Annotated in this window: 13 protein-coding genes; 4 read left to right on the forward strand and 9 right to left on the reverse strand. The window is 36.5% G+C overall.

Features of this window, described 5'->3' with window-relative positions; translation table 11 throughout:
• Positions 1–53: 53 nt before the first annotated feature.
• The 5 genes from prfB to NZD88_RS03820 form a co-directional block, all read right to left on the reverse strand.
• The gene (gene prfB, locus NZD88_RS03800; protein ID WP_259827574.1) at positions 54–1166 is read right to left on the reverse strand and encodes a peptide chain release factor 2; all 1113 of its coding nucleotides are present in this window, start codon (positions 1164–1166) and stop codon (positions 54–56) included.
• A gap of 214 nt (positions 1167–1380) precedes the next feature.
• Positions 1381–1863, reverse strand: coding sequence for a hypothetical protein (locus NZD88_RS03805; protein WP_259827576.1), 483 nt, complete (start codon positions 1861–1863; stop codon positions 1381–1383).
• A gap of 17 nt (positions 1864–1880) precedes the next feature.
• Entirely contained in the window at positions 1881–2987 is a 1107-nt protein-coding gene (locus NZD88_RS03810; protein WP_259827578.1) for an NAD(P)/FAD-dependent oxidoreductase, read from the reverse strand.
• Between the two features lie 164 nt (positions 2988–3151).
• Complete coding sequence (locus NZD88_RS03815; protein WP_259827581.1) at positions 3152–4516, reverse strand: AAA family ATPase; 1365 nt, start codon at positions 4514–4516, stop codon at positions 3152–3154.
• Positions 4517–4655: 139 nt separating this feature from the next.
• The gene (locus NZD88_RS03820; RefSeq protein WP_259827583.1) at positions 4656–5651 is read right to left on the reverse strand and encodes an alpha/beta fold hydrolase; all 996 of its coding nucleotides are present in this window, start codon (positions 5649–5651) and stop codon (positions 4656–4658) included.
• A 212-nt stretch (positions 5652–5863) separates the two neighbouring features.
• Here NZD88_RS03820 and NZD88_RS03825 point away from each other — a divergent pair, with 212 nt between their 5' ends.
• From NZD88_RS03825 to NZD88_RS03840, 4 genes are all read left to right on the forward strand, one after another.
• Positions 5864–6775 (forward strand): ABC transporter ATP-binding protein, encoded by a 912-nt coding sequence (locus NZD88_RS03825; RefSeq protein ID WP_259827585.1) that lies wholly within the window; start codon positions 5864–5866, stop codon positions 6773–6775.
• Positions 6768–7613: an ABC transporter permease gene (locus NZD88_RS03830; protein ID WP_169235629.1), complete on the forward strand. Its 846-nt coding sequence runs from the start codon at positions 6768–6770 to the stop codon at positions 7611–7613. The genes NZD88_RS03825 and NZD88_RS03830 overlap by 8 nt, the downstream gene beginning before the upstream one ends.
• Positions 7614–7764: 151 nt before the next feature.
• The gene (locus NZD88_RS03835) at positions 7765–8394 is read left to right on the forward strand and encodes a hypothetical protein (protein ID WP_259827587.1); all 630 of its coding nucleotides are present in this window, start codon (positions 7765–7767) and stop codon (positions 8392–8394) included.
• Entirely contained in the window at positions 8391–9026 is a 636-nt protein-coding gene (locus NZD88_RS03840; protein WP_259827589.1) for a hypothetical protein, read from the forward strand. The genes NZD88_RS03835 and NZD88_RS03840 overlap by 4 nt, the downstream gene beginning before the upstream one ends.
• Positions 9027–9215: 189 nt before the next feature.
• Here the strand turns inward: NZD88_RS03840 and msrB are convergent, their stop codons facing one another.
• From msrB to NZD88_RS03860, 4 genes are all read right to left on the reverse strand, one after another.
• On the reverse strand, positions 9216–10313 hold the full coding sequence (gene msrB, locus NZD88_RS03845; RefSeq protein ID WP_259827590.1) for a peptide-methionine (R)-S-oxide reductase MsrB: 1098 nt from the start codon (positions 10311–10313) through the stop codon (positions 9216–9218).
• Between the two features lie 21 nt (positions 10314–10334).
• Positions 10335–10781, reverse strand: coding sequence for a YkgB family protein (locus tag NZD88_RS03850; protein WP_259827592.1), 447 nt, complete (start codon positions 10779–10781; stop codon positions 10335–10337).
• Between the two features lie 79 nt (positions 10782–10860).
• Complete coding sequence (locus NZD88_RS03855) at positions 10861–11133, reverse strand: hypothetical protein (protein ID WP_259827593.1); 273 nt, start codon at positions 11131–11133, stop codon at positions 10861–10863.
• Positions 11134–11147: 14 nt separating this feature from the next.
• On the reverse strand, positions 11148–11702 hold the full coding sequence (locus tag NZD88_RS03860; protein WP_259827594.1) for a sigma-70 family RNA polymerase sigma factor: 555 nt from the start codon (positions 11700–11702) through the stop codon (positions 11148–11150).
• Positions 11703–11839: the final 137 nt, after the last annotated feature.

Genomic DNA, 11839 nt, shown 5'->3' on the forward strand with positions numbered 1-11839 from the left:
GTCTTAAACAAAAATTAATTATAAGATTTTAACTAAAATAAGGACATGATATTTTACAAGTCCATGTCATCGTCTGAAACGGCGGTACCATCGGCCATCAGGAAGGCTTTCAGGAATGGCGTGATATTTCCGTTCATCACAGAATCCACATCTGAAGTTTCATGAGCAGAACGTACGTCTTTCACCAGTTTATAAGGATGCATTACGTAGTTTCTGATCTGACTTCCCCACTCTATTTTCATCTTATTGGCCTCTATCTCGGTTCTTGCTTTCATACGGGCTTCAAGTTCCATTTCGTAAAGTCTTGAACGAAGGAGCTGCATGGCTTTTTCCTTATTTTGAAGCTGAGATCGGGATTCGGAGTTTTCTATGATAATTCCGGTTGGTGCGTGGCGAAGTCGTACGGCAGTTTCTACCTTGTTTACGTTCTGTCCTCCGGCACCGGAAGACCTCATGGTTTCAAATGAAATATCTGCAGGATTAATGTTGATTTCAATAGTATCATCCACCAAAGGATACACATACACAGAAACGAAGCTGGTATGTCGTTTTGCATTGCTGTCAAACGGTGAAATTCTTACCAGTCTGTGTACACCGTTCTCGCCTTTCAGATATCCGAAAGCATATTCACCATCAATTTCCAGCGTAACGGTTTTCACTCCGGCAACTTCACCCTCCTGATAGTTAAGTTCACGGATCTTGTAGCCTTGTTTTTCAGCCCACATCGTATACATTCTCATCAGCATTGAAGCCCAGTCACAACTTTCTGTACCTCCTGCTCCGGCAGTAATCTGAAGAACGGCAGAAAGCTCGTCTCCCTCATTAGAAAGCATATTTTTGAATTCCAGGTCTTCTATTTTTTCTACAAGCTTCGGAAATGTTTCATCCAGCTCTTTTTCAGAGTCCGGGTCTTCTTTGGCAAATTCTGCCAGTACCTGCAGGTCTTCAAACTGGGTACTGATCTCTTCATAATCTTCTACCCATCTCTTTTTAGAACGGAGTTGCTTTAGAAAGACTTCTGCTTCTTTTGGACTGTCCCAAAACTCTGGAGCAGCTGTTTTTTCATCATCATTCGCTATTTCTATCTTCTTTTTTTCGATCTGAAGGTATTTATGTAAGTCTCTGATTCTGGACTGAACTTCTTTTATCTGGTCGTTGTTGATCACGAATTTTTTATTTTATGCAAAAATACGGAATTCTTTTGTGAGTTGGGAGAGCTGGGTGCGGATTGGAGAGTTTGAGGGTCTTAGAGTTTGAGTGTTTAGTGTATGGAGATTATAACCTTCTTAATCTTAGTCTAAACCTTAGCTTCCATCTATCTCAATGAATTTAATTTAAAAATTAACAAATAATAGGATGAACTGGGCGAATAGCAAGCATTTATTCATTTATTATTTCAGCTTCAAAGCTTTTCCTAAGGAATTCTTTTGATTTTTTACTTTCGGTTTTGAAGCCAAGCATCGTTAAACCATAGACAAATAATAACATCAGTATTGGACCAAAAAAATCGCCGGATACTTTTTGCTGTGTCATACATACACTTATTAAGAAAAGCATCGCGAACCCACACCAACCCACTAAAAAAAGAAATACAAACACATGTAATTTCATGGTAACTCCTATTTGAGTTCCGTAGTTATTCTTTTGAATTGTACCGCTGATTTGAGGAAGAAAAGAATTTCTGTTGCTGATAATTCTATTGATTTCAAAACTGTTGTCATTAACTGATCCTTCATATTCTTTTGTTGATGTTTTACCAAAACTAAACTTTTTGGGTTCAACAAAACCTGAAAGCCTTGTAATTACTTCCTGTTCAGATAAATTTGTCCTATAAATAATGCGTTCAAAAGGTAAATATTTCATTCGTCCTGACGTTACATTTAAATCATTTCAGTCACCATCTCTCCTATTTCCGGGGCCAACGCCACTCCCATTCCTGAAAGTCTTACTGCGCAGAACTGCCTTTCTGAAAGCTGTTTTACAATGGGTGTTTTTTCTGAACCCATCGCCATAATACCTGACCAACGGAGAGAGATTTTCACGTCCTGATTAGGCAGAATCACTTCTTTTAAAAAGTTTTCCAAGTGGTTTTGTAAAAATTCTGTGGTTTCAAAATCTGTGGTTTCTTCTCTTTTAAAATCCTGATTTCTACCACCGCCCAACAAAACTCTGTTTCCCAGATTTCTGAAATAGTAAAATCCTTCATCGTAATGAAATGTTCCTTTGAGCTTTAAGCCATCAATAGGTTCCGTCAAAAGAATCTGTCCGCGTGCAGGAATAATTTCTTCTTTTTCCAGGAATTTTGAGCTGAAGGCATTCGTACAGTAAATAATTTTGTCCGCCTTTACAGAAAGAGTCTCAGAAAGATAGATTTCTACTTCATTCGTTTTTTCATTAATATGTTCCACCTCTGTTCCGAAAAGAAATTCTACTTTCAATTCGTAACATTTCTCGAGAAGTTTCTGCAGCAGTTTACCGGAATGCAGGCTTCCTTCGCATGAATTCTCAATTAAAAATTCGGATTTTCCGAGACCAAATTCCTTGATCTTTTCCTGATTCAGAAAGTAAGTTGTATCGAGACCGGTTATCATTTTCAGTTTTTCATTAACGGTATCTAAATGCTCTAAAGGTTCAGCATTATTTAAAATTTCATAGCCTCCATTCAATTCAAAATCTATTTCATCACTGTTAAAATATCTTTTGATTTTCTGCAGACCTTCAAACCTCATCTTAACCAATTCCAATGTCTTTTGCCAGCCCATTTTCTGAGAATCGGCAATCACTTCTGTAAGGCTTCCGAAACAGGCAAAACCGGCATTCCGGGTCGAGGCTCCAAGAGGAACAGTACTTCTTTCAATAATTAAAACAGATTTTTGAGGATATTTTTCCTTAATGGATATAGCAGTCCAAAGCCCGGAAAATCCGGACCCGATAATGATAATATCTCTTTTTCTGTAAAAGGTTTCAAGTTCCCAGATGCTGTTCATTTTTTGTGAAATTTATTGATGTATTTGAAGATTTAAGAGCCAAGAAACAAGAGCTAGGAATCAAGACTTTAGATGCTAGATATCAGATTTCAGACTCATTTATACTCAAACTCTTCTACCCTAAGACCCTCAAACCCTCAAACTCTCATCCCATATCTCACTAATCATCCCTGTGCACCATCTCCATCCTTTTCTCCGTTATGATGAAAACCAATAGCACTTGCTGGTTTTTCTACGACCTTATAGGTTTCCAGTTCTTTTTTCAGAGCCTGAATTCTTAATTTAAAATCGTCAAAATTATTGATAATAGCATCTGCAAGGGATCTTGCTACCTGATCAAGATATTCTTCAGTAAGCTTTCCTCCCGCATCTCTTAAAGCTGCATTTAGGAGATTCTGATCGATCTTAAGGTTTTCGTTTTTAGTCTTCTGGTATTGATTTTTAAGGCGTTTTTTAAGACTTTGTGTAAAATCGATAAGCATGGTATTGCTGAATGCCTTCATTTTAGAAGAGATCTCATGCCAGAACGGAACTTTATCCGCTTTGTTCTTTTTAAGAATCTTATAGAGAAGAGAGTCTTCTTCAAGCCCTCTGGTCATCGCATAAAGAATGATTTCCGAACGTTCTGCTGCATTGGGTGGGAATATAGGAATCATGACATCAAATCTTCCCGGAGCAAGAATTTCTTCGTCGATCTCCGAAACCGTATTGGCAGAACCCACCATCAGCAATTCTTCTTTTTCAAATTTCCCAATATAATGCAGGATCAGTTCCTGAGTTTCCAGATTACAGGAAGCTAGATCTGTTTCTGCTTTCCTTTCCATCATAATTTCATCAAAATCATCAAGGAAAAGCAGCACTTTTTCTTCTTTCATCATGGTGAGCAGAAAATCAGTAAAATTGGTTTGGTTTCCATCTATGAAAGATGTCCCCAGATAATGTTTTTTCACTTCTTTGAACTTATACCCGATAATCTCAGCGATTTTGGTGGCCCAGAATATTTTCCCACTGCCCGGAGGCCCATACAAAATGATCCCTGCTGGTTTATGGATTCCCCAGTCTTTGATCTGTTGCGGATTCAGGAACGGTTCTAAAACCGATGATATATAAAAGAAAAGATCTCTGTATCCAATGAAATCCCGATGCTGCAGGCTGGTTTTATGTCCGAAATAATCATAAACAAACTGGTAGTTACCGCCGAGTTTATTATCAATCCCATAGCTTGAGATCGATGAACGGAAAAATCCGTTATCGAAAATATTGGGGTTGTCTTCTTTGATGACTTCTTCTACTTTTTCCTTTGGTTGGTTGATCACTTCAGCGATCTGTTCCAGGGTTTTATTTTCGTCAAGATCTTTTTCATACAATTTTAAAAAATCCAGGTTTTCACGGGCAAATTTTTCGAAATCTTCCTTCACTTCAAAGTTGGTACTGATACAGATTCCCAACTCAAGATCAAAATCCTGAATAAACTGTTTGATGGCTTCTGCCGAAACATTAAGCTCTTTTGCTAACTCAATTAACTTCATAAACTACCGATTAATTCTATCAAATTTAATATTTTAATCTTGAACATCTGTTGAAAATAACTAAAATAACATAGCAGATGAAAAAGTTTGTTTAATGAAGATTGAGATTGAGGCTCAGATTATAAGTCAGTGCATTCGACTATTTGACTGTGATTTTTTTCACCATATCATTCACAGCATCTTCTATGGCTTCAGGCTGGTCCTGATTGATGTAATGACCGCTTTTTTCAACTATAATTTGTCTGCTGTCGGTAGATAGATTCAATAGATCTTTCTGCATTTTATCCCATGCTGTAAGTATTTCATTTTTTATTTTCTGATCTTTAATGAAACTATTATATCTTGTCTTATCTCCTGCCGTAATGACGAAAAGGGGAATGGAACCAAAGGAATTGATTGCAGCAGCTTCTGTTTTAATAGATTTCATATGATCCTGTTCTTCCAGTGTGGCGTCGGCACTTTTATAAAGCAGTGCAGGCATAATAGAATTTTGGTATTTATACTGCGCAGTAGCTGGAAACATATTGCTGAACATAAGCCTTGCTGCTCCAAACGTATTCGCAAACTTTAAGAAACCTCCGGGAAGTCCCTGGTTCACCATTTTGTACAATTCCGGGGACAGGTATTTTTCATCAGATGGATATTGACTGTCTACCAAAATCACTCCGGCAACATCGTGAGGATATTTTTTGACAAAAAACCGGGTAAGCATTCCCCCGAAAGAATGTCCGACAAGAATGTAAGGTTTGGGTACTTTTGACTTTTCCAGCAGTGTGTGAAGCTCTTCTGCTATTTTCTCTCCTGTTTTAGGATTTGTCCCCCGTTCACTCCACAAAATTCCGGATCTGTCATAGGAAAAAGTAGTGTAGTTTTTGGGAAGATCCTGCTGGATATGGTACCATTGAAGGTGACCTGCCGGGTCGAAAGCGGTTTCAAAAACTACGGTCGGTCCACCGGTTCCTTTCTGAAGGTAATGCATCTTATGATTTTCGACTTCCGCAAACTGACCGTCCGCTTGAATTTTTTCAGCTTTTGAACGGGATATTTCTTCAAAAATGAATCCTGTAATTAATACGAGAATGACAATTAAAAGGAGTGCCATGCCTATTCTTTTGAGCCATTTAGCAATTTTCATAGTTATATTTTTTGATCTGGTTGATAATTTCAAAGCTGAAACGTAGTCAATAGGTCTATGTTCAACAACAATAGTTACACAGATAAAACAATGACAATCTGAATCTTATTACATTCAATATAGAGAAACTTAATTTTGCTATACCTTAAAAAATATCAGGATCTGTAACAATCCTTCAATTACATAGACTACTACTATGTAAAACAAATTACATGGAAAAAATTTTGTCAGTAAAGAATTTAACCAAAAAATTCAAAAGAACTGTAGTCAACAATATCTCCTTTGATGTAGAAAAGGGAAATGTATATGGTCTGTTAGGGCCTAACGGAAGCGGAAAATCTACCACATTTGGAATGCTTCTGTCTACCATCAATCCTACCAGTGGTGACTGGTACTGGTTTGGAAAGAAAGGAACTGAGCCTGATACTCTGAAAAGAATAGGAGCCATTATTGAGCAACCTAATTTTTATCCTTATCTGGATGCTGAAACCAATCTTAAGATCGTAGCGGAGATCAAAGAAACTCCTTATACCAGAATTGCTGAAGTTCTGAAAACCGTGGGTCTTTTTGAAAGAAAAAATGATGCTTTCAAAACATATTCACTGGGAATGAAGCAACGTTTGGCCATCGCTTCAGCTATGTTGAATAATCCTGAGGTGATGATCCTCGATGAACCTACTAACGGTCTGGATCCGGAAGGAATTATCCAGATCAGGGATATCATTAGTAATATCGCAAAGCAAGGCATTACCATTATCATAGCCAGCCACCTTCTGGATGAGATCGAAAAGATCTGCAGTCACGTGATTGTCCTGAAAGAAGGAAATGCCATCTATAGCGGAAGAGTGGATGAAATGACGGCCAACAACGGATATTTTGAATTAAAAGCAGACAATAATAACCACCTTTTAAGCGCTTTGGAGGAACTTCAATGGTTCAGCGCAGTAAAAATCGATGGAGAAATCATCAAAGCTCAGATCCGTGAGGACGCTTCGATATCTGCTTCGGCTTTAAATCAGAAACTGGCTGAAAAAGGAATTTTTCTATCCCATTTAATGAAGAAAAAACTGTCTCTTGAAACTCAATTCCTTGAACTTGTAAAAAACACGAATACCCATGCTTAAATTATTAAAACTTGAATATTATAAAAACCTGAACTACCGACCGTTCAAGGTTTTCACAGTCTTATATTTTGCTATTCTGATTGCTCTTCTGTTCATAGGATTGGTAGATCTGGATGTTTTTGGAGGAACTATCAATTTAAAGGAACAGGGAATTTACAATTTCCCTGAAATATGGAATTTCACCACATGGATCGTCGCGTTATTGAAAATTTTCCTAGGGCTAATCATTGTGTTTTCAATCTCCCAGGAGTTCACGAACAGGATGTTTAAACAAAATACGATAGACGGACTGAGCAGAAAGGAATTTATAGGGTCAAAACTTCTAACCATTACGATCTTTACGACTGTTTCTACATTGATTGTATTTATTATCACCATGTTTTTGGGACATCAATATTCTAAGGTCACCGATTCTGCCAAAGTGTATGAGGAGGTTTACTATATTGGAAATTATTTTGTGAAACTGTTTACGTTCTTTTCTTTCCTGATGTTCCTTTCGGTATTGCTTAGAAAATCTATGTTTGTATTCCTTGGTTTCTTCGCCTATTGGATCGCAGAAAAGATTTTAGCAGGTATCGAAGCCTATCAGAAATTAACAGGAATGCAAGGGGAACAAAGAAAAGCCGTTCTCGAGAATGATTTCTTCATCACCAATCTTTTACCTTTAGAGAGCATGTCCAATCTAATTCCAAATCCACTGATGCGATTGAATCTTGTGAAGGTGATGGGGGTAAAATATGAAGCTCATTATCCTACAGAAAGTATGATCGCGTGTATCATCTGGTCTGTGGTCTTTATTTGGGGTTCTTACTGGATCCTGAGAAAAAGGGATTGGTAGATATTTGAGATTAAAAGATTTAAAATTGAAAGATTAAATAATGAAGTGGTCCCTTGGATCACTTTTTTTGTTTTTTATGGCTGGAATGTTAAAAACAGTGGCTACCCATTCGCGTATTAAATTTTTCATTAATTTTATAAAAATGACAGGAGTGAAAAAAATATACTATTTACCAGGACTGATCAGCGCTGTATTAATTCCAGTGTTGTTCTGGTATTATGGAAACCAGAGGGTGCAGCCAAAATATACGGTCCTGGATTTTGCACTTCCTTCAAAAGAAGCCTACAATCCGAGGAATACCTTTGAACCTTTTAGAAATTGGAAGTATAAAAAAATCATTGTAAAGCCTAATACATTCATCCAAAATCAAGGATATTATATTTCTGAATTAAAGAAACTTCAAACAAGAAATGAAAGAGAAACTGGAATTGAGTTTGTTATCGACGATCATAACAGTTATCAGGATTTTATAGCACTCATCAATACCATGCAGCTCGCTCAACAGGAAACTTATGCAATTGATGTAGAGAAAACAGGTCATTTTTTTGCTGTCCATTTTTATAAAGATCCTAATAAAAACTATGCTACTTGCGGAGGAACAGTAGGAGGAGAGCGTTACTATGTAGAAAAAGATCAAATCAATTTTTCTGATCCAGAAAATGTGATAAAAAATCTACCTAAACAGGCATTTTATATCTTATTCGGATTTTTATTTTTGGTGAATATGTCTATGTTCAGCATTAAAGAAAATCTTCAAATCCAAAGAAAAACATTTGCATGAAAAAGATCTATTACTTTCCGGGATTGATCAGCGCCGTTATTATTCCGCTGCTTTTTTGGTATTATGGAAACCGGAAGTTTGAGGAAATCAATGTTTCTGTTATGGATATCTGGCTTCCAGCAAAAGCAAAAACTGGAGAGAAGCCATCCTTTTTAAGTTTTGAGCCGTATAGAAATTGGAAGTATAAAAAAATAAGAGTGGCTCCCAATAAAGCAAGGGAAAATACAAAGCTCTATGTTGCTGAAATTAAAAATTTACAGAAAAGAAATGAGAAAAATTCAGGTATTGAATTTATTTTAGATAAGAACAATACCTATGGAGATTTTGCGTCTTTATTGAATGATATGGCAATTGCCAAGCAGGATACTTATGCATATGATTTAGAAAAGACAGGACATTTATTTGCAACCGTTAATTACATCGATCCAAATATCAAACAATTTGAATATGATTGTCTACTTTGCAATGATGTTATTTCTTTAAATGAAGTTTATAGAGTAAATTTATTTGATAAAATTCAGCTGTTTTTAACCAATCTTCCCAAAGAAGGATATTATATCATCTTCGGATTTTTATTTCTACTGAATATCTCAATGCTCAGTATTAAAGAAAGATTTCAAATTCATTACTAAAAGGTCTTTTATTTTGAGGCCTGTCTTGGTTATTAATTACACAATAATTAAACCATATAGGTTTTAAAAACCTATATGGTTATAATCAATAAAACACAAACATCCTCGTCATCCGCAAAATCAGCGGGAGAAGTTTTATATTTTAGTCTAGGCAAAAAAAGACCGCCTCTCGGCGGTCTCTCCTTCATATTACTTTTTATCCAACAACGGAATATAATCTCCGTAGCCTTTTTTCTCCATTTCAGCTTTTGGAACAAACTTCAGTGAAGCACTGTTGATACAGTATCGAAGTCCTCCTTTATCCGTAGGTCCATCGGTGAAAACATGCCCCAGATGGGCATCTCCGGTTTTACTTCTTACTTCCACTCTGATCATTCCGGCGGTTTTATCCATTTTCTCATCGATCAGCTTTTTAGTAATCGGTTTTGAAAAACTTGGCCATCCGCAACCTGATTCAAATTTATCCGTAGAAATGAATAAAGGTTCGCCAGTCGTGATATCTACATAGATTCCTTCACGGGTTTCGTTCCAGTATTCATTCTGGAAAGGTCTTTCTGTTCCGTTTTCCTGCGTTACATTGTATTGTTCAGCAGTCAGTTTTTCTTTTAAAGCTTTTTTATCCTGTTTTTCGTATTTTGCTTTAGGAAGTGGGTTGGCATTTTTGGCCATTTCAAAAAGTCCTGGTTCGATATGACAGTAGCCCCCAGGATTTTTATCCAGATAATCCTGATGATAATCTTCAGCTTTGTAGAAGTTTTTCAACGCTACGGTTTCTACCACTACCGGTTGAGAATAATTTTTAGACAATTTCGAAACCTCATTTTTCACTACCGTTTCATCCTCTTTATTGGAGAAATAAATTCCTGTTCTGTATTGATTTCCTCTGTCATTTCCCTGTTTGTCAAGAGTCGTAGGATCTATCGTTTTAAAATAAAGATCGATCAGCAGTTTAAGATCAACCTGTTCAGGATCATATTTTACTTTTACCGTTTCTGCAAAACCTGTGGTATGACTTACCACTTCCTCATAGGTTGGATTTTGAGTATTTCCGTTCGCATATCCTACTTCAGTTCCCACAACTCCGCGGATCTGCTGAAAGAAGTGTTCCGTACCCCAAAAACATCCGCCTGCAAAATAGATTTCTCTGACATTTTTATTATCCATAATGTTCTGATTTTCCTTTTCTTTTGTTATTTCTTTAGACTTTGAATTTTTAAAAAGCCCCGATCCTGCAGCAAAAACTGCGATACCCAGAATAATTCCGAGTACGATAAATATATTTTTCATTTTTTTCTTTTTATCCATTACTTATTTATTGTTTTGAACGATCATCAACCCGAATCCCAATAACATCAGATCTTTTAGAATAAAAAAATCTGTGACAGGAACGCCATCCACTATTTTCCAGATTCCTGGAGTGGTGAACAGATAGCTCAGCGTTACCAAAAACGTGACAATCATTCCGATTCCGGCATACTTCTTTAGAGATGCAAATTTCACACTAAATACCAGTAGTAAGGCAATGATAATTTCTATCACTCCGATAGCATTTGACACCGTCTGTGCACTTGCTATTTTATATACGAAGAAAGTAAGAAAATGGTTTTCGACCAAAGGTTTAATGGCAGCAGCCTCTGTGGGCGTAAATTTGAATATTCCGATCCAGAGCAGAATCAATGCAGCTCCGAAAAGTGAAATATAATACCCTGTTTTGTACGTCCCTGATTCGACGTTAAGTGATGATGTTCCGTTCATGTCTTTATGATTTTGAATGATACTTTATGATTTTCAAAAGTATAGTCGGAACCATTTCAAAATCCTGACAGTTTTTTATCTAAAGATCCAGTTTTTCTAAAACTTTATTTTTAAAACCCTGAATATCATAATCATTAATTTCAGTATTTTCTTTTTGAGAAAGCTTTCTTTTTAAAATATCATCCAAAATTTTGAGTTTTTCTTCATAAGCACGGCACCATTTACAGATTTTCAAATGCACGGAAAGTTGCCAGTCTTCCTTTCGGGAGATCAGTTGTGCGTTCCTTTTTTCCATCAGCATTGTGGCTTTTCTGCATGGCAGGAACAGAATATGAATAAATTTTCTCAACATGTTTTATGATATGGTTATAAGTTGGCAAACCAGTTAACATCCAGGCATTCCCTCAGCTGCATTCTGCTTCTCTGAAGGATCTTCCATAGATTGGTCGCAGAAATTTCCAGTTCCTGACTCACTTCCGGTGCTTTTTTCTCCTGAAGATAATACATTTTCAACGGAATCTTCCATCTGGAGGGTAAATCCTCGATACAATCTTCCAGCGTTTTATTGAAATCATTATCATCTAAAAGTTCAGATTCTTTCTCTGAAACATTCCAGTCGTTCAAAACACCATCATTTTTCCAGGAACCCGTTTCATCAAAAAAATGATCCAGCTTGATCTGCGGTTCTGATTTATACTTCTTCCGGTAAAAGTCAGCGGCTTTTCTATTTAAAATAGCCATCAGCCATGTCAGCGGCTGGCTTTTACCTTCAAAAGAATCGTAGGACGAAAATGCAGCTAAAAAAACTTCCTGTACTATATCTTCTGCTTCTATTTTATCTGAAAGTACATACGTTGCTCTTTTCAGAAGAGGCCCTGAATATTGTTCTACCCAGCTTTTCAGCACTTCATTTTTCGTCATTTCTTATTCTTTAATATGATAAAAACTAATTTTTCAATTTTGGAGAAGATTGATTATATCGCCCCTCCAAATCGTAAAATCTATTGAGTCCTTATGTAATATTAAAACGAATATAAAAAGTTAAATCATAACATGCA

The organism is Chryseobacterium pyrolae (assembly GCF_025153485.1).
In the GTDB taxonomy this organism is placed as follows: Bacteria; Bacteroidota; Bacteroidia; order Flavobacteriales; family Weeksellaceae; genus Chryseobacterium; species Chryseobacterium antibioticum.